The sequence below is a fragment of the Roseovarius sp. genome, from assembly GCF_030373445.1.
Classification (GTDB): Bacteria; Pseudomonadota; Alphaproteobacteria; order Rhodobacterales; family Rhodobacteraceae; genus Roseovarius.
On sequence record NZ_JAUCYU010000014.1, the window covers coordinates 69,615 to 89,813 of the forward strand.

23 protein-coding genes are annotated in these 20,199 nt (G+C 67.4%); 15 read left to right on the plus strand and 8 right to left on the minus strand.

Annotated elements, in window-relative coordinates; all coding sequences use genetic code 11:
* Positions 1 to 10 precede the first annotated feature (10 nt).
* The 5 genes from QUV18_RS21155 to acpS are packed head-to-tail and all read left to right on the plus strand — an operon-like array spanning position 11 to position 2,780.
* Positions 11 to 673 (plus strand): DUF2062 domain-containing protein, encoded by a 663-nt coding sequence (locus QUV18_RS21155; RefSeq protein ID WP_300896119.1) that lies wholly within the window; start codon positions 11 to 13, stop codon positions 671 to 673.
* 46 nt (positions 674 to 719) lie between these two features.
* Positions 720 to 1,490: a pyridoxine 5'-phosphate synthase gene (locus tag QUV18_RS21160; RefSeq protein WP_300896120.1), complete on the plus strand. Its 771-nt coding sequence runs from the start codon at positions 720 to 722 to the stop codon at positions 1,488 to 1,490.
* Positions 1,487 to 1,933: an ABZJ_00895 family protein gene (locus QUV18_RS21165; RefSeq protein ID WP_300896122.1), complete on the plus strand. Its 447-nt coding sequence runs from the start codon at positions 1,487 to 1,489 to the stop codon at positions 1,931 to 1,933. The genes QUV18_RS21160 and QUV18_RS21165 overlap by 4 nt, the downstream gene beginning before the upstream one ends.
* A complete protein-coding gene (locus QUV18_RS21170; protein WP_300896123.1) occupies positions 1,930 to 2,379 on the plus strand; it encodes a hypothetical protein in 450 nt (149 codons plus the stop codon). The genes QUV18_RS21165 and QUV18_RS21170 overlap by 4 nt, the downstream gene beginning before the upstream one ends.
* Entirely contained in the window at positions 2,376 to 2,780 is a 405-nt protein-coding gene (gene acpS / locus QUV18_RS21175) for a holo-ACP synthase (protein WP_300896124.1), read from the plus strand. The genes QUV18_RS21170 and acpS overlap by 4 nt, the downstream gene beginning before the upstream one ends.
* On the opposite strand, the gene QUV18_RS21180 is transcribed toward acpS, so the two are convergent.
* Positions 2,777 to 3,370, minus strand: a complete 594-nt coding sequence (locus QUV18_RS21180; RefSeq protein WP_300896125.1) for a hypothetical protein — start codon at positions 3,368 to 3,370, stop codon at positions 2,777 to 2,779. The genes acpS and QUV18_RS21180 overlap by 4 nt on opposite strands.
* Positions 3,371 to 3,537: 167 nt before the next feature.
* Between QUV18_RS21180 and lepB the strand changes: the two genes are divergently transcribed.
* Both lepB and rnc read left to right on the plus strand, forming a co-directional pair.
* Positions 3,538 to 4,374, plus strand: coding sequence for a signal peptidase I (lepB, locus tag QUV18_RS21185; RefSeq protein ID WP_300896127.1), 837 nt, complete (start codon positions 3,538 to 3,540; stop codon positions 4,372 to 4,374).
* Entirely contained in the window at positions 4,371 to 5,054 is a 684-nt protein-coding gene (gene rnc, locus QUV18_RS21190; RefSeq protein ID WP_300896128.1) for a ribonuclease III, read from the plus strand. The genes lepB and rnc overlap by 4 nt, the downstream gene beginning before the upstream one ends.
* Positions 5,055 to 5,078: 24 nt before the next feature.
* Here rnc and QUV18_RS21195 read toward each other — a convergent pair whose 3' ends face one another.
* Positions 5,079 to 6,077, minus strand: a complete 999-nt coding sequence (locus QUV18_RS21195) for a glycosyltransferase (RefSeq protein ID WP_300896129.1) — start codon at positions 6,075 to 6,077, stop codon at positions 5,079 to 5,081.
* Between the two features lie 132 nt (positions 6,078 to 6,209).
* On the opposite strand from QUV18_RS21195, the gene era reads away from it, so the two are divergent.
* Positions 6,210 to 7,118, plus strand: a complete 909-nt coding sequence (gene era, locus QUV18_RS21200) for a GTPase Era (protein WP_300896131.1) — start codon at positions 6,210 to 6,212, stop codon at positions 7,116 to 7,118.
* A gap of 138 nt (positions 7,119 to 7,256) precedes the next feature.
* Positions 7,257 to 7,589 (plus strand): DUF1491 family protein, encoded by a 333-nt coding sequence (locus QUV18_RS21205; protein ID WP_300896132.1) that lies wholly within the window; start codon positions 7,257 to 7,259, stop codon positions 7,587 to 7,589.
* Between the two features lie 7 nt (positions 7,590 to 7,596).
* Here the strand turns inward: QUV18_RS21205 and QUV18_RS21210 are convergent, their stop codons facing one another.
* Positions 7,597 to 7,968 carry a VOC family protein gene (locus QUV18_RS21210; RefSeq protein WP_300896134.1) on the minus strand — a complete coding sequence of 124 codons (372 nt, stop codon included), beginning with the start codon at positions 7,966 to 7,968 and terminating at the stop codon, positions 7,597 to 7,599.
* Positions 7,969 to 7,973: 5 nt separating this feature from the next.
* Entirely contained in the window at positions 7,974 to 11,030 is a 3,057-nt protein-coding gene (locus QUV18_RS21215; protein WP_300896135.1) for a VWA domain-containing protein, read from the minus strand.
* 124 nt (positions 11,031 to 11,154) lie between these two features.
* Here QUV18_RS21215 and recO point away from each other — a divergent pair, with 124 nt between their 5' ends.
* Positions 11,155 to 11,895 (plus strand): DNA repair protein RecO, encoded by a 741-nt coding sequence (gene recO, locus QUV18_RS21220; RefSeq protein ID WP_300896137.1) that lies wholly within the window; start codon positions 11,155 to 11,157, stop codon positions 11,893 to 11,895.
* 302 nt (positions 11,896 to 12,197) lie between these two features.
* Here the strand turns inward: recO and QUV18_RS21225 are convergent, their stop codons facing one another.
* Positions 12,198 to 12,398: a DUF1127 domain-containing protein gene (locus QUV18_RS21225; protein ID WP_300896138.1), complete on the minus strand. Its 201-nt coding sequence runs from the start codon at positions 12,396 to 12,398 to the stop codon at positions 12,198 to 12,200.
* Positions 12,399 to 12,576: 178 nt separating this feature from the next.
* Entirely contained in the window at positions 12,577 to 13,125 is a 549-nt protein-coding gene (locus QUV18_RS21230; protein WP_300896139.1) for a TetR/AcrR family transcriptional regulator, read from the minus strand.
* Between the two features lie 185 nt (positions 13,126 to 13,310).
* On the opposite strand from QUV18_RS21230, the gene phnC reads away from it, so the two are divergent.
* The 5 genes from phnC to QUV18_RS21255 all read left to right on the plus strand — a co-directional run bounded on the left by phnC (position 13,311) and on the right by QUV18_RS21255 (position 18,027).
* Positions 13,311 to 14,105 (plus strand): phosphonate ABC transporter ATP-binding protein, encoded by a 795-nt coding sequence (phnC, locus tag QUV18_RS21235; protein ID WP_300896140.1) that lies wholly within the window; start codon positions 13,311 to 13,313, stop codon positions 14,103 to 14,105.
* Between the two features lie 58 nt (positions 14,106 to 14,163).
* Positions 14,164 to 15,066, plus strand: coding sequence for a phosphonate ABC transporter substrate-binding protein (gene phnD / locus QUV18_RS21240; RefSeq protein ID WP_300896141.1), 903 nt, complete (start codon positions 14,164 to 14,166; stop codon positions 15,064 to 15,066).
* 67 nt (positions 15,067 to 15,133) lie between these two features.
* Positions 15,134 to 16,006, plus strand: coding sequence for a phosphonate ABC transporter, permease protein PhnE (phnE, locus tag QUV18_RS21245; RefSeq protein ID WP_300896142.1), 873 nt, complete (start codon positions 15,134 to 15,136; stop codon positions 16,004 to 16,006).
* Positions 16,003 to 17,355 carry a phosphonate ABC transporter, permease protein PhnE gene (phnE, locus tag QUV18_RS21250; RefSeq protein WP_300896143.1) on the plus strand — a complete coding sequence of 451 codons (1,353 nt, stop codon included), beginning with the start codon at positions 16,003 to 16,005 and terminating at the stop codon, positions 17,353 to 17,355. The genes phnE (QUV18_RS21245) and phnE (QUV18_RS21250) overlap by 4 nt, the downstream gene beginning before the upstream one ends.
* Before the next feature lie 57 nt (positions 17,356 to 17,412).
* The gene (locus QUV18_RS21255) at positions 17,413 to 18,027 is read left to right on the plus strand and encodes a chloramphenicol acetyltransferase (protein ID WP_300896144.1); all 615 of its coding nucleotides are present in this window, start codon (positions 17,413 to 17,415) and stop codon (positions 18,025 to 18,027) included.
* Positions 18,028 to 18,150: 123 nt separating this feature from the next.
* Here QUV18_RS21255 and QUV18_RS21260 read toward each other — a convergent pair whose 3' ends face one another.
* Both QUV18_RS21260 and phnF read right to left on the minus strand, forming a co-directional pair.
* Positions 18,151 to 19,332 (minus strand): alpha-D-ribose 1-methylphosphonate 5-triphosphate diphosphatase, encoded by a 1,182-nt coding sequence (locus QUV18_RS21260; RefSeq protein ID WP_300896145.1) that lies wholly within the window; start codon positions 19,330 to 19,332, stop codon positions 18,151 to 18,153.
* Positions 19,333 to 19,412: 80 nt separating this feature from the next.
* Entirely contained in the window at positions 19,413 to 20,135 is a 723-nt protein-coding gene (phnF, locus tag QUV18_RS21265; RefSeq protein WP_300896146.1) for a phosphonate metabolism transcriptional regulator PhnF, read from the minus strand.
* Between the last annotated feature and the right edge of the window lie 64 nt (positions 20,136 to 20,199).

The following is a 20,199-nucleotide window of genomic DNA, read 5'->3' on the forward strand; positions in this document are numbered from 1 at the left end:
GCCGCGCAAGGTGGTCTTCAAGCGCAGAGACAGACGACCATGGTGGAAGATCGTTTATGAAACGGTCTGGCCTAAGGGCGGCTGGAAACGTGCGTTCTATTACATCAAGCACCGGGTGCGCCGCCTGCCCGATCCGCCGCACCGGATCGCCCGGGGGATCTTTGCCGGGATCTTCGTGACCTTCAGCCCGTTCTTCGGGATGCATTTCTTTGCCGCGGCTTTGCTGGCGCTGATCATCCGGGGCAATATCATCGCCTCGCTGCTGTCGACCTTCGTGGGCAACCCGCTGACCTTCGTACCGATCGGGGCGATCTCGTTCCAGACGGGCAATTTCCTTCTGGGCCGGACCTTCAAGCACGAGACCGGCGCGCACCGGTCGCTGGGGGGCAAGTTCGTCGATGCGTGGACCGACCTGAAGGACAACTTCATGACGCTGTTCGGCGACGGCAAGGCCGACTGGCACAACCTGTACGTCTTCTATGACGAGGTGTTCTTTCCCTACATGATCGGCGGGATCATTCCCGGGCTGATCTGCGGGATGATCGGCTATTACGTCAGCCTGCCGGTGATCCAGGCCTACCAGAAGGGCCGCAAGGGGCGGATCAAGGACAAGTTGCTGGCGCTGAAAGAAAAAGCCGCGGGCAAGGCTGACGCCAAGCAGAATCAGGATTAGGGTGGCGGCGACCCCCGGTGGAAACGGGCTTGTAGAGGAGGGCGGCATGACGTCTGCGGGAAACCTGCGCCTTGGCGTGAACATCGACCACGTGGCGACCGTGCGGAACGCGCGCGGCGGTGAGTACCCAGACCCGGTGCGCGCTGCGAAGCTGGCCGAGGAGGCGGGCGCCGACGGCATTACCGCGCACCTGCGCGAGGATCGGCGGCATATCTCGGACGGGGATATCGACGGGCTGATGGCGGCCCTGAGCGTGCCGCTCAACTTCGAGATGGCGGCGACGGAGGAAATGCAGAAGATCGCGCTGCGCCACCGCCCGCATGCCGTCTGCATCGTGCCCGAGAAGCGCGAGGAGAAGACAACCGAGGGCGGGCTGGAAGTGGCACGCGAGGAGAACCGGCTGGCGCATTTCATCGCGCCGTTGCGGGATGCGGGCTGCCGGGTGTCGATCTTCATTGCCGCCGACAAGCGCCAGATCGAGGCCGCGCACCGGATCGGGGCGCAGGTGATCGAGCTGCATACCGGCGCCTATTGCGACGCCCATGCCGAGGGGCGGACCGGGGACCGCGACCGGGAACTGGCCGGGCTGCGCGAGATGTCGGCCTATGCCCATTCGCTGGGGCTGGAGGTGCATGCGGGCCACGGGCTGACCTACGACACGGTGCAGCCGGTGGCGGCGTTTCCGGAGGTGATGGAGCTCAATATCGGGCATTTCATCATCGGCGAGGCGATTTTCCGCGGGCTGCAGCCGGCCATTGCCGAGATGCGGCGGCTGATGGACGAGGCCCGCGGGACAGAGGCGCGGTCGGCGGGATGAGCGCCGTCAGCCTGATCCGCTATGCGCTGGTGTTCCTGGCCGTTGCCGTTGGCGTGGCGCTGTTGGTGGGGTTCCTGAACACGCAGGTTGATTCCGCGCTGGGGTCGTCGGCACAGCTTATGGTGCCGGCGATGATCGCCGCGGTGATCGAGGGGCAGCAATTCGCCCGGCGCGAGAAGCGCAAGCCGGGCGGCGCGGAAGCGTGGAACTTCGCCTGGATCGCGACGGTGATCGCGGTGGCACTGAACGTGGCGCTGGCCTATGGCGCGGGGCGGTGGCTGCCGGAGTTCGGCAAGCTGGCGGTGACGGCGCCGGGGTCAAGGCAGTTCCTGATATTGCTGGGGCTGTATGCCGGGGGCTACCTGATCTGCAACCGGTTCTTCCTTGGCATCGCGGCGGGCAACCAGGTGAGCCTGATGCGCGGGCGGGGAGAGATCGAATGAGGTGCGCGGTGAAGTCGGCGGCCTTCGGGTTGGGGCTGATGGCCGGCCTGCCGGCGGTGGCGCAGGAGGCGGTGCCCTGCGACTGGCCCGCGCGGGCCGACAATATCGCCGAGCCGTGGGAGGAGAACACGCGCACTTTCGCCAATGGCGATGTGCGGCTGGCGCTTCTCGACACGGTCGAGCCGGCGGGGGCGCCGTTTCATATCCTCGTGATGTCGCCGCCCTATGACGAGCTGGGCCTGCGGCAATGCCGGACGGTGGGGCTGAACGGCATGGGGTTCGGCGGGGCGGATTTCGGCAGTCTCGAGGCGGGTTATGACCCGGCGGAGGGGCTGGTCTTCACCATGGCGGTGAAGGTCTATGAGGGGGCGGATTTCCAGCCCCACACGCTGCGGTTCACGCTGAACCAGGCGACAGGGGCCATCGGGGCGCAGCTTCTGCCATGATCCTCGGCATCGGCACCGACCTTGCGAATATCGACCGGATCGCCGGCACGCTGGAGCGGTTCGGCGACCGGTTCCGCAACCGGGTCTTCACCGAGGTCGAACAGCGCAAGGCCGAGCGCCGGGCCGACACGCCGGGCACCTATGCCAAGCGCTGGGCGGCGAAGGAGGCCTGTTCCAAGGCGCTGGGCACGGGCCTTCGGATGGGGATCGCGTGGAAGGACATGGCGGTCAGCAACCTGCGCACCGGGCAGCCGGTGATGCACGTGACCGGCTGGGCCGCCGAGCGGCTGGCGGAGATGACGCCGGAGGGGCACGAGGCGATCATCCACGTGACGCTGACCGACGATCACCCCTGGGCGCAGGCCTTTGTGGTGATCGAGGCGCGGCCCCTGACCCGTTAGCTTTCGCGGAGCAGCTTCAGGAGTTTGCGCGACACGACCGACCGGTTTCCGGCGCGCAGAAATGGTGTCGGGATGGCCCGCAAACTGGGTTCGATGCGTGCCGGACGGTCTTTTCTGGCGATATGATCGAGGATGCGAAGCGCGTGCCCGCGGCTATAGGCCCACAGGACGTTTCCCTTGATGTCGACCTGATAGAACGCGTCCTGCGGCCAGTTCAGCACGTGGGCCCGGTTACACCCGCAATGGCGGCACAGGATCGTGCCGTGCATCGAGGACAGCATCTTCTCGTCATTTCCCCATCCCCTGGTGTAGCGATCTTCCGGCCCTAGCGAGGCGGATGGCAGGCGAAGGTCTCTGAACGACCTGGCCTGCGTGGCATACCGGCCGAACCTGGCGTTCAACGACGATTTGTAAGCCGAACGGAAGCGGTGCCCCTTTTTCTTCAGCCCGAGAGGATCGGCGGGGTTCGTCCATCGCGGCGGGTTATTCGCGAACGCCGCTTCGCGGCTGCAATCGGGGCAGGCGATCGAAACCTCGTGCAGATAGGCGTTCGGGTAGATGTGAGTCGCGGTATCGGTGCGATTGACCATGGGTTCCCTCAAATCGGCCGCCGCCGTCCGCACGAGTTTACAGGGTGGTCGGGACACTGCAACTCTGTCGGCTGTGTCGGATCACCACGGGCTGTGCGACTTGACACTATCCCGCGTGACGCTCATGAAACCCGCAACTACCCGGAAACCGAGGCGCGGAGACAGGCATGGCCGAAGAGGGCAAGAAATCGAGCTCGCTGTGGGAGACCGTCAAGACGGTGTTCTGGGCGCTGGTGATCGCGGGGATCTTCCGCACCATCTTCTTCCAGCCGTTCTGGATTCCCTCCGGTTCGATGAAGGATACGCTGCTGATCGGCGATTTCCTGTTCGTGAACAAGATGGCCTATGGCTATTCCTACGCCTCCTGCCCGTCGATCCGTATCCAGCGGTTCGGGATCAATATCGACGCCAAGGATATCTGCGGTTTCCTCGACGGCGACAACACGCGGCTTTTCGGCGGCGAGCCGGAGCGGGGCGACATCATCGTCTTCCGCCACCCGGTGCAGGGCACGGATTTCATCAAGCGGGTGATCGGCCTGCCCGGCGACCGGGTGCAGATGAAAGAGGGCGTGCTGCATATCAACGATGAGGCGGTCGGGCTCGAGGATGCGGGCACCTTCACCGAGATCAAGGAGCGGCAGGGCCCGCTCCAGGTGACGCCGCGCTGCGAGAACGGGCCGGTGGGCATGGGGGCCGAGTGCCGCAAGTCTCGCCAGATCGAGACGCTGCCGAACGGGCGGAGCCACGCGATCCTGAACATCTCGCGGCAGTCGCTGGACAATACCGGCGTGTTCACGGTGCCGGAGGGGCATTATTTCTTCATGGGCGACAACCGCGACAACTCGACCGACAGCCGCGTGCCGCTGGCCGCCGGGGGTGTCGGGTTCGTGCCGTATGAAAACCTGATCGGGCGCGCGGGGCGGGTGATGTTCTCGTCCGCCGGGCGGTCGATGCTGTTCTTCTGGACATGGCGGGGCGACCGGTTCTTCGAGAAGCTTGAATGAAGCTTTCGGGGGAGCTGAAGGCCTTCGAAGGCCGGCTGGGGCACCGCTTTGCCGAGCCGGAGTTGCTGGTGCGGGCGGTGACGCATTCCTCGATGTCGTCGCCCAACCGGGACGACAACCAGCGGCTTGAGTTCCTCGGGGACCGGGTGCTGGGTCTGGTGATGGCCGAGGCGCTGCTGGAACGGGACCTGGCGGCGCAGGAGGGGCAGTTGGCGCCGCGGTTCAACGCGCTGGTGCGCAAGGAAACCTGTGCCGACGTGGCAAGGCAGATCGACCTTGGCAAGGTGCTGAAGCTCGGCCGGTCGGAGATGATGTCGGGCGGGCGGCGCAAGCAGGCGCTGCTGGGCGACGGGATGGAGGCGGTGATCGCCGCCGTCTATCGCGATGCCGGGTTCGAGGCGGCGCGGGAGGTCGTGCTGCGGCTGTGGGGCAAGCGGATCGAGAGCGTCAAGGAGGACGCGCGCGACGCCAAGACCGCCCTGCAGGAATGGGCGCAGGCGCGGGGGCTCAACCCGCCGGACTATGTCGAGACGGCGCGGTCGGGTCCTGACCATGCGCCGAAGTTCACCATCGAGGCGCGGCTGGCCGACGGGCAGGCGGAGAGTGCCACGGCCGGGTCGAAGCGCCAGGCCGAGCAGGCGGCGGCGCAGGCTTTGCTGGCGCGGGTCGAGGCGGGGTAGGGTCGTCCGGCGCGGCGTCACGCCTTACAGCCGCGTCAAGGCATCCTCCAGGTACCTGACCCAGTTCGCCGGCGCGTGGTCGGCGCGGGCCTGTATCTGGGCCGTCTGGGCGATGGCCTGGGCGGCGTCGCTGTCGGTGAAGAGGCCCTCGATCGCCTCGGCCATGGCGTCGGTGTCGCCGGGGGCGACGCGGCTGTAGACCGTGCCGTCGGAGATGTATTCCGCCAGCCCGAGGCATTCCGTCGCCACCACCGGCACGCCCAGCAGCTTGGCCGCGACGAGGGTGATGTGGCCGCAGGCGGTCTCGTGGCTGAGAAGCGGCAGGGCAAGGCCGACCGAGCCGGTGGCCAGCCGCCATGTCACCGGGCCGGGCAGGTTGAGGCGGATATCGACATTGTCGGGAAATTCGATGCCCTGCACGCTGTAGGGGCGGGCGACGATGACCGCGTGGCGCCCGGGCAGGCGGCGCATGGCGGCGGCGAGCAGGCGGTAATCGCGCGCCTCGCCGCCGATCGAGCAGAGATAGGGCGTGTCGGGCGTGTCGGCGGAGGGGGCGACCTCGGGCGGGTCCATGGCCCATTTGAGCACGCGGATGCGCTCGGGCGGGAGGCCGAGTTCGCGGGCGTAGAGCTGTTTCTCATGCGCCGAGAAGACGACGAACTCGTCGATGCCGCGCAGGCCGCGGAGATAGGCCCTTCGGCGGGCGCCGTGGGGCAGGGCGGTGAAATTGAAGGAAAAGGCGATCTGGGGCACCGAGGGGCAGAGGTTTCGTCGGGTGAAATTGGTGAGCGCCGCCATGTTGGGCAGGTGCGAGACGAGGATCGGTTCCTGCCCGGCCTTGCCGGCACGGCGGGCGGCCAGCGCCGCGGCGGAGACCGCGCGCAGGCGGCGCAGGCGGGCGGGCCCGCCATAGGCCTGCGAGGAGAAGCTCGACCAGTCGAGCGCGGCGTCGGGCATGTGGCCGGCCATGAACCGCCAGCCGGGCGCCATCAGGTCTGTGGTGTTGATGAGCGCGCGCGTCATCCCGGCCCGGCCATTGGTTGCAAGTCTCTGCGCCCGACGCTAGCCAAGTTTCGCGCCGGGGGGAATAGCACGAGTTCTGGCAAAGCGGCCCGTGATGGGCTAAGGCGCATCAACTGAGCCAAGGAAGAGAGAATGACCCAGCGCGCCGGTTTCATCGCCCTGATCGGAGAGCCCAATGCGGGCAAGTCCACGCTTCTGAACCGCATGGTGGGGGCGAAGGTGAGCATCGTGACCCACAAGGTGCAGACCACCCGCGCCCGCATTCGCGGCGTGGCGATGGAGGGCGAGGCGCAGCTGGTGTTCGTGGATACGCCGGGCCTGTTCAAGCCGCGCCGGCGGCTGGACCGGGCGATGGTGGCGGCCGCATGGGGCGGGGCGGCGGATGCCGACGTGGTGGTTCTGCTGGTCGAGGCGCATCGCGGGATCACCGAGGGGGTGGGCCATATCCTCGATGCGCTGGGCGAGGCCACGAAGGGCCGCAAGGTGGCGCTTGCGATCAACAAGATCGACCGGGTGAAATCTGAGGCGCTGCTTGGGCTGACCGAGGAGCTGAACGCGCGGTTCCCGTTCGAGCGGACCTTCATGATTTCCGCCGAGCGGGGGCACGGGGTGGACGATCTGCGCGAATGGCTGGCGGGCGAGGTGCCGGAGGGCCCGTGGCTTTACCCCGAGGACCAGATCGCCGACCTGCCGATGCGGATGATCGCCGCCGAGATGACGCGCGAGAAGCTGACCCTGCGGCTGCACCAGGAATTGCCGTATCAATTGACGGTCGAGACCGAGAGCTGGGAGGAGCGGAAAGACGGCTCGGCCCGGATCGACCAGGTGGTTTACGTGGCGCGGGACGGGCACAAGGGCATCATCCTTGGCCGCAAGGGTGAGACGATCAAGGCCGTGAGCCAGGCCGCGCGGGAGGAGCTGGAAGAGTTTCTCGGGCGGAAGGTGCACTTGTTTTTGCAGGTGAAGGTGCGGCCGGGATGGCTCGAGGAAGCCGAGCGGTATTCCGAGATGGGGCTGGAGTTCAAGGACGGGAACGGGTGAGCGAGTCCGGTCCGGCAAGGTGGGGAGGTGGGTTGGCACCCACCCTACGGGGCCCGGGACGGGGGACGTGCCGGGTGGCAGCCGCCCTACGGCATATGCGGCGGTTGGAGGCCCCGGATCGGGTCCGGGGCGGGTAGAATGGCGCGGCTGACGGCGGAGTTCTGGGTGCAGGCCTACCTGGCAAGGCTGCGGTTGCAGGATATTCCGGCCTTCGTGACGGCGCATGGCGATGACACCGCCGGGGCGGTGCTGGTGAAGCTCAACACGCTGGACGGGCAGGCGCAGGCGTTTCAGCGCAGTTTCGACCTGATGAGCGGGGAGCGCGCCTGGGTCGTGCTGGCCGAGGGCGAGGAGCGGGCGGTGGACGAGGCGATTGCGAAGCAGCGGGGATTCGACCCCGACCTGTGGGTGATCGAGGTCGAGGACCGCGCCGGGCGGCACCTGTTGGACGAACCGGGGCTGGCGGATTGAGGCCGGGTCAGGCGACCTGCCGGGCGATCCACCATGTCACGCCGCCGGGCCCGCGGACGCCGCCGCGGCGGTCGCCGTCGCCCTTCTCGGTCATCGGCTGGACGACCTCGGCGCCGGCCGCGACGGCGCGGTCGAAGGCGGCGTCGGCATCGGCGAGGTAGAGGTGCAGATGCGCCTCCGGCCCGCCGGGCATTTCGCCCATCATCACCACGCTGTCGCCGATGCGGGTTTCCGCGTGCATGATTCCCGTGTCGCCCTCGCGGGTGATGACACGGAGGTCTTCCGCGCCGAAGACGGCGGCGCAGAAGTCGAGCACCGCGCGGGCGTCCTCGACCAGCAGGTAGGCCGAGACATCGGGGTAGCCGTCGGGCTTGTGCATGGGGCCTACTCCACGGTGATGACCTTGCGCGCCAGCACCTGCTGGTTGCTGACATCGAGGAAGCGCAGCTCGTAGATGCCGGGATCGTCGGGCAGGGTCAGGCTGACCGGCGGTTCGCCGGTGATCTTGACCGCCTCGATCCACGTGAAGATGGCCTGGTCGGCGGCGGCGATGGTGATCCGCTGGTCGGCGCTTTCGGCGGCGACCGTCCAGCCCACCTCGATGGTGCTGCCGGGCCCGGCGGTGTCGGGCGCGGTGAGTTCCGCGCCGGAGTTGAGGGCGGCATCGGCGTCGAGCACCTCGACCGGCTGGCGGGCGAGCACGCGGCCGCCCTCGCGCAGGATGTAGCGGAGCTCGTACATGCCGGGGGTTTCGGGGGCTTTCATGTCGTGCTCGGTCTTGTCGCGGATGGTGAAGTAGTTCGAGAAGTCGTCATCCTTGCTGCCCATCGGCGCCAGCGCCACGTAGTCGCCGGGATCGACCGCGCCGGTCCATGAAACCTTGAGCGTGTCGGTGGCGCGCACTTCGGCGGGGCCGGATACGGTGACCTCGGGCTCGGTGATCTCGATGGGCCGGGTGGCCAGGGTCTTGCCGCCCTCGCGGAGGATGTAGCGGATCTCGTAGAGGCCGGGGCTGGACGGCGCGCGCAGGTCGTTCTCGGACTTGTCGCGGACGGTGAAGTAATTGCCGAACTCACCCTCTTCGGCACCGGTGGGGACGATGGCGATATAGTCGCCGTTGGCGACCGTGCCCGTCCACGAGACGCGGATGGCGGAGCCGGCGAGCGCCGTGTCGGGCGCGGTGACCGAGACCTTGGGCGCGGTGATTTCGATCATGTCGGTGGCCAGCGTCTTGCCGCCCTCGCGCAGGACATAGCGGACCTCGTACATGCCGGTGTCCGCAGGTGCCTGGATCTCCTTCTCGGTGGCGTCGCGGACGGTGATGTAATTGCCGAACTCGCCCTCGGCCGTACCGGCGGGAACGATGTTGATATAGTCGCCGGCGTTGACCGTGCCGGTCCAGGACACGACGAAGCGTTCGCCTGTCTGGGCGGTGTCGGGCGCGTCGACCGTGACCTCGGGCGCGGTGATCTCGATGGGGGTGGTGGCGAGGGTCTTGCCGCCTTCGCGCAGGACGTAGCGGACCTCGTACATGCCGGTATCCGCGGGGGCCTGAAGCTCGTTCTCGGTCCGGTCGCGGACGGTGATGTAGTTGCCGAACTCGCCCTCGTCGGTGCCGGCTGGCACGATGTTGATATAGTCGCCGGCGTTGACCGTGCCTGTCCAGGAGACCGGGAATTTCGAGCCCGTGGCCGCGGTTTCGGGTGCGGTCACGGTAACTTCGGGTGCGGTGATCTCGATGGGCGTGGTGGCCAGCGTCTTGTTGCCCTCGCGCAGGACGTAGCGGACCTCGTACATGCCGGTTTCGGCCGGCGCCTGAAGGGTGTTCTCGGTCTTGTCGCGGACGACAATGTAGTTGCCGAATTCGCCCTCGTCGGTGCCGGCGGGCACGACGGTGACATAGTCGTTGCCGCTGACCGCGCCGGTCCAGGAGACCGGGAATTTCGAGCCGGTCTGGGCGGTCTCGGGCGCGGTGACCGTGACCTCGGGCGCGGTGATCTCGATGGGGGCGGAGGCCAGCGTCTTGTTGCCTTCGCGCAGAACGTAGCGGACCTCGTAGAGGCCGGTTTCGGCGGCGGCCTGAAGCTGGTTCTCGGACTTGTCGCGGACCACGAAGTAATTGCCGAACTCGCCCTCGTCGGTGCCGGCCGGGACGACGGTGATGTAATCCTGCGCGTTGACCGTGCCGGTCCAGCCGACGGTGAACCTGGAGCCGGCGAGCGTGGTGTCGGGCACGTCGAGCGTGACCTCCGGGGCCGTCACCTCGATGGGGCGGGTGGCGACGGTGCGCTTGTCGACGCTGAGCACGTAGCGCAGCTCGTAAAGGCCGGGATCGGCGGGCGCGCTGAGTTCGCCTTCGGATTTGTCGCGCACGGTGACGTAGCTGTCGGAGGTGCCGGTTTCGGCACCGGCCGGCACGATGGTGACATAGTCGTTCGGGTTGATCGTGGGCGACCAGCCGGCGTCGAAATCCTCGCCCGTCAGCACCATTTCGGGACCGGTCAGCACGACCTCGGGCCTGGTGATCTCGAGCGCGTCGGTGCCGAGCACCTCTTTGCCGTCGGCGTGGATGTAGCGGATCTCGTACATGCCCTGGTCGGCTGGGACGGTGAAGTTGACGGTCTTGTCCTCGTTGACGCTTTGGGTTTCCTCGTACTCGGCCGGGTCGGTGCCGGCGGAAACGATGGTGAGGAAGTCGCCGGGTTCGGCGGTGGGGTCCCAGGTGACCTCGATGATCGAGCCGCCGATGGCGGTGCCGGGGCCGGTGACGGTGACCTCGGGCAGGGCGGGCTCGGGGTCGGGGGTGGTGTCGGCGACGGCGGTGCTGACGCTCGACATGGCGGCCTTGAGTTCCTCGGCGTTGGAGGCCTGGATATAGGTGCCGCCGGTTTCCTCGGCGATGCAGGAAAGGGAGGTGTCGTCCTGGTCGGCGCCGAGGCCGAAGCCCACGACATGGGCGGTGAAGCCGACGCCGCCCTGTTCGAGCGCGCGGGCCAGTTCGCAGGGGTTGCGTTCGCAGCTTTCGAGCCCGTCGGAGATAAGCACCACGGTGGCGGGGCGGTCGGTATAGGCAAGCTCTGTCGCCGCGCGTTCGACGGCGTCGGTGAGGGGGGTCTTGCCGGTGGGGGTGATGCTGCCCACCTGTTCGAGGATGGTGGCGCGGGTCTGGGCGCCGGGCTGGACGAGGGTTTCGATATCGCCGCAATCGCCGCGGCGGCGGTGGCCATAGGCCATCAGCCCGACCTCTCGGTCTTCGGTCCAGTCGCCGAGGAGGGTGTCCATCACGTTGCGGGCGATCTCGATCTTGGCGGTGCCGTCGATCTGGCCCCACATGGAGTTGGAGCCGTCGAACACGACCATGACGTTCTCCTGGGCCGCGGCGGTTGTGGCGGCGACTGCGAGGCCCGTGGCCAGAACGGCTTTGCGGTAAAATGACGACATGACTATCCCCCTCGAAAAAATCTGATTTCCGGGGAGATAAGCACATAACGCGAGTCGGTTCCATCCGCTTGGCATTGGCGGCGATCTGGTGTCCAATCGGCGGCGATCGAGGCAGGGGACGGGCATGGAGTGGCGAGACCAGGGCATATTGCTTTCCAGCCGCGCGCATGGCGAAACCTCTGCAATCATTGAGGTTTTCACGCCCGGGAAGGGCCGGCACGCGGGGGTTGTGCGGGGCGGTGCGTCGCGGCGGATGGCGCCGGTGCTGCAGCCGGGGGCGCAGCTGGACGTGACATGGCGGGCAAGGCTCGAGGATCATATCGGGACGTTTTCGGTGGAGCCGGTGCGCTCGCGCGCGGCGGCGTCGATGGGGGACAGGCTGGCGCTGTCGGGGCTGAACGCGGTGGTGAGCCTGTTGCTGTTCTGCCTGCCGGAACGGGAGGCGCATGAGCGGCTCTACCGGCGGACCGAGGCGCTGCTGGACCTGCTGGGGCAGGGCGAGATCTGGCCGCTGGCCTACATGCAGTGGGAGATGGTGCTGCTGGATGACCTCGGATTCGGCCTTGATTTGCAGGCCTGTGCGGTGATGGGGCCGCGGGCGAACGACCTCAGCTATATCTCGCCCCGGACGGGGCGGGCGGTGTCGAGGGCCGGGGCGGGGGAGTGGGCCGACAAGCTCTTGCCGCTGCCGCCCTGCATGGTGGGGCACGGGCCGGCGCCGGACGCGGAGGTGGCCGAGGCGCTGGGGGTAACGGGGTATTTCCTGCAGAACCGGGTGGCGCCGGAGTTGGGGCACAAGCCGTTGCCGGAGGCGCGGGGGCGGTTCGTGGAGAGATTCAGGGCCAGCGTGGCGAATCAGGGTTAACAGACTGACTTTGCGGGGAAACCGGGTGTCGGTTTCGCGTCGGTATCACGTCGGTATTGCGTCGGTGTTTCTTCGGTGGACGGGCCGGGTTAATGTGGCGGGCGGTGCGCGGCAGCCGGAATTTTCGAAAATTCCGGGTTGGAAAATGCGTATTTTCCAGCCCGTTTTCCGCGCGGAAAACGGCGGCGCGGGCGGCGATCGGGGGATGTCGCCAGAGGGGGATGCAAGGGGTCGGGAGGGTGCGGGGCGATATCTTGAAAAGATATCGGGTCGAATTCTTTTGAAGAATTCGGGGCGGTGCATCAGCGGAACCAGTGGCGGGGCGCGTCCCAGAATCGGCGGGCGGCCTCGGCGCGGGCGGCGTCTTCGGTGAGGCCCACGTCGCGGAGGAGGTGCGGGTCGAGCCGCGCGAGGGCGCGGCGTTGGCGGTGGAGGGAGAGGTAGGCCCGGAGCGAGAGGCGGCGGCTCGGGGAGTTTTGGCGGCGGCGGGAGAGGGTGATCATGGGAGATCCTTTCGGTGTGTGTGAGAGGATCATGGCCGTTTGCGCGCGGGCGGGCGAACCGGATCGTGCGGGAATGTGGCGACCCGGTTGTTGCGGAAAGTGGTGGGGTGGTGCGAGGCCCCGGGTCAGGCCCGGGGCGGGTGGTGAGAGGCCCCGGGTCAGCGCCCGGGGCGGGGGCTCAGCGCAGGGCCAGGACCAGGTCGACCAGGGAGCCGATGGAGCCGCGGTTATCGCCCGTGCCGGTCTGGCCGAGGCGTTCCATGCCGATGCCGGCGGCGTAGATGATGCGGGCCATCTCGGGGTTGCCGATGCCGGTTTCGGACAGGAGCCCTTGCAGCGCCGAAAGGCGGGCCTCGTCGACGCGGGCAAGCGTGGCGCGGGCCGCGGCGGACGTGGTGGCCCAGGAGCGGATGGCGGATTCGGTGGCGGTGCCGGTCTCGGGCTCGGCGATGGACTGGGCCAGCGCGCGCAGGCGGGGGACGGCGCCGGTTTCGCCCTCGAGGACCGAGGAGAGATCGGCCAGCGCGGCCTTTTCCCAAGCCGAGAGGATCTGCGCGTGGTAATCCGGCACGTCCTTGAAATGCCAGTAGAACGAGCCCTTGGTGGTCTTCATGTGGCGCGCCATGGGCTCGGCCTTGAGCGCCTCGGCCCCGGCGGCGGCCAGCCGTTTCGCCCCGGCGGAAAGCCAGTCGTCACGGGTGAGTCGCTTGGGGCGCGCGGCGGTCATGGCGCTGGCATACGCGGGCGTATGCCATGGCGCAAGGGTCTCGGGCGTTCAGAAAACGCCTGTTTTGCGGGCATGGGCGGGCACGGGGCGGGCCGGGCGGCGTGCGTCATGAAACTTTTACCGAACCGTCGCAAATGCTTTGAGGTTTGCGCCTAGCACGTCCCCAAATCCAGGGGGACATTCATTTGCTGGACATCAAGTCGCTGACCAAGGCTTTCGGTCGGAACACGGCGGTCGACGCCGTGTCCTTCACCGTGGAGAAACCCGCGATGATCGGCATCATCGGCCGGTCGGGGGCGGGCAAGTCGACCTTCCTGCGGATGCTGAACCGGCTGACCGACGCGACCGAGGGGCAGATCCTGTACGAGGGGCGCGACGTGACCGCGCTGAAGGGTGCCGAGAAGCGGGCGTGGCAATCGGACTGCGCGATGATCTTCCAGCAGTTCAACCTCGTGCCGCGGATGGACGTGGTGTCGAACGTGCTGCACGGCACGCTGAACCGGCGCTCGACCCTGGCGACCATGTTCAACCTCTACCCCGAGGAGGACATTCACCGGGCCATCGACATTCTCGACCGGCTGGGCATTGCCGAGCACGCGCCCAAGCGGGCCGAGGCCCTGTCGGGCGGGCAGCAGCAGCGCGTGGCGATTGCCCGGGCGATCATGCAGCAGCCGAAAATCGTTCTGGCCGACGAGCCGATTGCCAGCCTCGACCCGATGAACGCGCAGCTTGTCATGGATGACCTGCGCCGCATTCACGAGGAAGACGGCCGCACCGTCATTGCCAACCTTCACACGCTCGATACCGCGCGGCGCTATTGCGACCGGGTGATCGGGATGCTGCACGGCCGGGTCGTGTTCGACGGCACGCCGGCGCAGCTGACCACCGGCGTCGCACGGGACATCTACGGCGCGGACGGGAGTTTTTCCGAGGCCGCGACCTCGACCGATATCGCGGCGCTCGAGCGCGAGTTTGCCTGAGTTTCATCTGCCCGCCGCAGCGGTTGCGGGGGCACAACAACCCAACCGGAGGACCAAGATGAAAAGACTGTTTGCTGCCATTCTGGCGACCACTGCCCTGACCGTGCCCGCGGTTGCACAGGAGATCGAGGAGTTCCGCATCGGCATCCTTGGCGGCGAGAACGCCCAGGACCGGCTGAACTCGAACGAGTGCCTGCGCCAGTATACCGAGGAGGCGCTTGGCGTTCCGGTCAAGCTGTTCGCGCCGGCCGATTATAACGGCGTGATCCAGGGCCTGCTGGGCGGCACGATCGACATGGCGTGGCTGGGTGCCAGCGGCTATGCGAAGACCTACCTGGAGAACCCCGACGCGGTGACGCCGGTGTTGGTGAAGGTGAACGTGGACGGCAGCTATGGCTACCACTCGATCGGGTTCGCCCGGAAGGACAGCGGCATCACCTCGCTCGAGGGGCTCAAGGGCAAGGTGTTCGGCTTCGGCGATCCGAACTCGACCAGCGGCTACCTGATCCCGTCGATCGAGATCCCGGAAGAGACCGGCGCCAGCATGGAGTCGGGTGACTATTTCGGCGAGGTGAAGTTCACCGGCGGTCACGAGCAGACCATCGTCGCGGTCAACAACGGCGACGTGGATGGCGGCGTGACCTGGGCCGATGGCCTGGGCAACTGGGAAGATGGCTACAACTCGGGCGCGCTGCGCAAGGCCGTGGATGCGGGCCTCGTGGACATGAACGACCTGGTGGAAATCTGGCGGTCGAAGCCCATCCCGGAAGGCCCGGTGGTGATCTCGAACGCGATGCCCGAAGAGGTTAAGGCGACCATGACCGAGCTGTGGGACAATCTGTCGGAGAAGGACGCGGATTGCTTCTACGGCGTGGCCGCGGGCGAGGCGAAGAGCTTCGATCCGATCACCCATGACGCGTATCTCTCGATCATCGAGGCGCGCAAGTCGCAGTCGCAGTAAGCGGCGGTTGAATGGTGCGGGTCCCGCCTGGCGGGGCCCGCACGTGCATTGAGCGGCAGGGGGTCAGATGGCGGAACTGAGCGCGGGCGGCACCGGGCGGAGCGGCGAGATCCGCGAGGATTACATGGCCATGGTGCGCCGGAAGCGGGCGTATTCGGGCATATTGCTGATCGTGTTCGTGGCGCTGATGGTGTCGGGCTTCATGCTGGCCGACAGCCGCAATGCCGGGGGGTTCTGGGACGGGTGGCACAACGTGCTGGCGTTCCCGGCGCAGGTCTGGGGCGAGGCGTGGGAGAAGGCGGGCGAGTTGCCCGGTCACCTGCTGCACTTCCTGCCGGCGCTGATCGAGACGGTGAATATTGCCGCCGCGTCGACGCTGTTGGGCGGGCTGGGGGCGATTGTGATTTCGCTGCTGGCCACAAGGGGGATGGCGCGGTGGCCGCGGCTGATCCCGGTGTTCCGGCGGGTGATGGACGTGATGCGGGCGGTGCCGGAGATCGTCATCGCGCTGGTGCTGATTTTCGTGCTGGGCGGCGGGCCGGTGCCGGCGATGATCGCGATTGCGTTTCATACCGTTGGCGCGCTGGGGAAGCTGTTTTCCGAGGTGAACGAGAATGCCTCGCTGAAACCGGTTGAAGGGCTGCAATCGGTCGGTGCGAGCTGGGCGCAGCGGATGCTGCTGGGGGTCATTCCGCAGGTGTCGCCGAATTACCTGAGCTATGCGCTGCTGCGCTTCGAGATCAATATTCGCGCCTCGGCCATCCTTGGTTTCGTGGGCGCGGGCGGGATCGGGTACGAGCTGAAGAACGCCATGTCCTGGGGGCAGGGGCAGTTCGACGAGGCGGCGGCGATCTTCCTGCTGCTGTTCCTGACGATCATGTTCTTCGACCAGGTATCGTCGCATTACCGTGACCGGCTGACCCGGGGGAGGCCGCTATGACCATGACAGTAGACGGCGGGCCGTCGCTGAAGGAGCAGGCCGAAAGCCTGTTCCGGCGGAAGCGGCTGCTGAATTTCGGGATGCCGGCGGTGATCGTCGCCTATTTCGTCTATATCTTCTTCAGCTTCGACATTGCCGGGCTGGCGGAGCGGGCGAGCTTCGACAACGCGCGTACGCTGGTGGCGGACAGCTACAGCTACAAGACGCACGTGACGCTGGACGACCGGTCGGACGAGCTGGTGATCGCCATCGAGGGCGAGCGGAAGGGGACCTATCCGGAAGGCATGACGCCCGAGTGGGTGACGCTGACCGAGACCGGGCTGGTGGCCGAGCTGGGGCGGGGCTATCGCGTGGTCTACGAGGGCGCGCGGGTGTTCTTCGACATTCCCGGTTACGGCACGCTGGAGGCGGAGCCGTCGCGGCAGGGGGTGGACATGGTCTTCCCCTCCGGGGGCATGGAGGACCAGCCCGACTGGATCAACGCGTCGAAGAACCGGCTGGCGGTGACGACGGAGGCCGGGCGGCTGACGGTGACCCGGACGCGGGCGGAGCTGTTCAAGTACCAGTTCGGCTGGGAGCTGTTCTTCTTCACGCTGGAGAGCCCGTTTCACGGCAAGAGTTTCGGCGAGCTGGTGGGGCTGGCGATGTCGGACGAGCGGCTGGTCGAGGGCAAATCGAACGCGGCCGCGATGTGGCACGATTTCTGGAACAACGCCATGTGGCGGCATTCGGAGGTGGCCTGGGCGATCTTCGAGACGGTGCTGATGGCGTTCCTCGGCACGTTCGGCGCGGCCATCGTGGCGTTGCCGCTGGCCTTCCTTGCGGCGCGGAACTTCACGCCGGTGAAGGTGCTGATGTTCGGGGTGCGCCGGGTGTTCGACTTTGTCCGGGGGGTGGATGCGCTGATCTGGACCATCGTCCTGGCGCGGGCCTTCGGGCCGGGGCCGATGACCGGGGCGCTGGCGATATTGCTGACGGATACCGGCACGTTCGGGAAGCTGTTCTCGGAGACGCTGGAGAACGTGGACGACAAGCAGATCGAGGGCATCCAGTCGACGGGCGCCAAGCCGTTGCAGCGCTATCGGTTCGGGGTGATCCCGCAGATCACGCCGGTGCTGTTGTCGCAGCTTCTCTATTACCTCGAGTCGAACACGCGGAGCGCCACGATCATCGGGGCGATCACCGGCGGGGGGATCGGGCTTTTGCTGACACAGGCGATCATCACCCAGAAGGACTGGGAAGAGGTGAGCTATTACATCGTGCTGATCGTGCTTATGGTGATGGCGATGGATACGATATCCGGCTGGTTGCGGAAGCGGCTTATCACCTCGGACGACAGCGGGGTCTGAGGCGTCGGACGCCTTCGGCGAGAGTATTTGGACCAAGAAGAAGCGAGGGGTGGGCCCATGCCGGAGCTGGGGCTGGAGCCGTATGTGCATCCGGGGTGCGAGATCACGGAGAGCACCTTCGGGCGGTATTGCGAGATCGGGCAGGGGGCCCGGGTGCAGCATACGGTGATGGGCGATTATTCCTATTGCGACCGGTATTGCGACATCGCGAATGCGGATGTGGGCAAGTTCGCCAATATCGCGAGTTTCGTGCGGCTGGGGGCGAGTGATCATCCCCTCGACCGGGCGAGCCTGCATCATTTCATGTACCGGTCGGCCTATTACTGGCCCGAGGAGGCGGATGACGCCGCGTGGTTCGAGGCACGGCGGGCGCGGCGGGTGGTGATCGGGCATGACACCTGGATCGGGCACAACGCGCAGGTGAAGCCGGAGGTGACGGTGGGGCATGGCGCGGTGGTGGCGGCGGGGGCCGTGGTGACGAAGGATGTGGCGCCCTACATGATCGTGGCCGGGGTACCGGCGAAGCCCATGCGGGAGCGCCTGCCGGGGCCGGTGGCGGAGCGGCTGATGGCGCTGGCGTGGTGGGATTGGGACCACGAAAGGCTGCGGGCGGCGCTGGAGGATTTCCGGGGGCTGATGGCGGAAGCGTTCCTTGAGAAATACGGCGGATGAGGGAAAGCGGGCGACCCCTGGGGGGCCGCCCTTATTGGTGCTGAAATGCTTGTTTTTAACGCGGCCCGGGATAGGCGGGGTTTGCGACGGGGGCGTGTCGGGCCTGCAAAGCTTTCGTGACGCTCATTCGGCCGCCATGGCGAGGCGGCCGGGGGAGGCGAGGAAGCGGAGGGCGGCCTCGCCCGTCAGGTGGGTGACGCGGCCGGCGACGAGCGTGGCCTCGACCTGGCGGGTTTCGGTGTTGACGATGGCGAGGTCGGCGCGCTTGCCCTCGGCGATGGTGCCGCGATCATTCAGGCGCATGATGCGGGCGGGGTTTTCGGAGATGAGCTTCCATGCCCGGGCGAAGGAGAGCACGCCCTCATCCGCCAGCCGGAAGGCGGCGGCGGCCATCGAGGGGTAATGGTAGTCGGAGACGAGCGCGTCGCATTTGCCGAGCGCCACCAGTTCGAGCGCGGAGACGTGCCCCTTTTGCGAGCCGCCGCGCACCACGTTGGGGGCGCCCATCAGCACCGGGTCGCCCACCGCGCGGGCGAGCTTGGCGACGGCGCGGGTGAGGGGGAATTCGCAGATCTTGGCGCCGATCATCGAGTAGGTTTCGCGGGTTTCAGGATGGCGGTCGTCGTGTGACCCGTAGCGTATGCCGAGCCGGTCGAAGGCGGCGGCCAGCGTGCAGAGGTAGCGGGGCACGGCCTGGGCCTGGCGCTTGGCGTGGTGGAGCGCGTCGGTATAGGCCTCGGGCGACTGGCCAATGGCGCGGGCCATCATCTCGAGCCGCGTGCTGTCGGTTTCGGCGAGCGCGAGGGTCTCGTCGAGGTGGTTGTTGAAGATGACGTAGCCGACGGCGTGCGCCTCGACCGCCTCGAGGAGGCGTTCGAGCGTGTCGGTGGTGTGGGTCTCGCAGCGGATCTGGACGCGCAGGTCGGTCTGCATCCGGGGGCGGTAGGTGTCGAGGGCCTGCAGGAAGGTCTCGGCGAAACCGGGGCCGCGGTGGCCGCCTTCCCAGGACCAGCTTTGCGCCATCCAGGCGGTGGTGAGCCCGTTGGCGGCGGCGTCGCGGTCGGTGGAGACGAGGGCCTGTTCGGCCGGGAAGGGCGCCGAGGGGCGGGGCCGGAGGTGGCGTTCGAAGGCGTCGCCATGCAGGTCGACGATGCCGGGCAGGACGAGGAAACCCGAGAGGTCGACCTCGGGCAGGCGGGCGTCGGAGATCAGGCCGCCCTCGACCGCCACGGGGGCGGCGTGAAACTCGCCGTCGCGCAGGATGGCCGCGCCGGTCAGGCGCATGGCGGGGGGGCTGGCGGACATGGGGCTGCTCTCATGCTCGGGTTTTCCACAGGGTAGCCGATTTGTTTATCGGTTTGGTGACAGGGGGTTCGGGGTTTCGATCACGGGTCCGCGACCGTGAGGGTGACGCGGTCGCCGGAGAACCAGGTGCGGCCGTATTCGACCGGTTTGCCGGCCTCGTCGACGTTGAGGGAGAGGGTGCGCAGGAGGGGCGCGCCTTCGCGGGTTTGCAGGTGGAGGGCCTGGGTGGGGGTGGCGAGCTTGGCGTTCAGCCGGGTCCAGGCGCGGGTGTAGTCGGGCAGGCCCTGTTCGGCGAGCGCGGCAGTGACGGAGCGGAGGCGGGTGAGCGCTTCTGGCAGGGTGGGGAAGCGGGCGGCGGGGAAGATGCTTTGGAAAAGCGCGACGGGCTGGCCGTCGGAGAGGGAGAGGCCTTCGTAGACATGGACGGGGTCGCCGGGGGAGAGGGCGAGGAGGTCGGCCTCGGTCGCATCGGCGGCGCGGGTTTCCATGGCGAGGATCTGCTTGGCGGGCAGGTGGCCCGCGGCGCGGAGGTTCTGGTGGAAACGGACGCGCTTGCCGATGGGATAGTCGGTGTGGCTTTGGGCGACGAAGACGCCGGCGCCGCGGCGCGGGTGGACGAGGCCGTCTTCGGCGAGCGTGGCCAGAGCGCGGCGGACGGTGTGGCGGTTGACGCCGAAGCGCTGGGCGAGGGCGGCCTCGGTGGGCAGCTTGTCGCCGGGGGCGTAGCGACGTTCGGAGATGTCGCGGCGGAGGGTGTCGTGGATCGACTTCCAGATCGGGGTGCGCTTGGCGGTGGGGGCCATGTCACGAAACTTTCACGTCGGAATGCCTTGTCCGACTCGGCAAGTCGGTCTATTGATTTGTCTA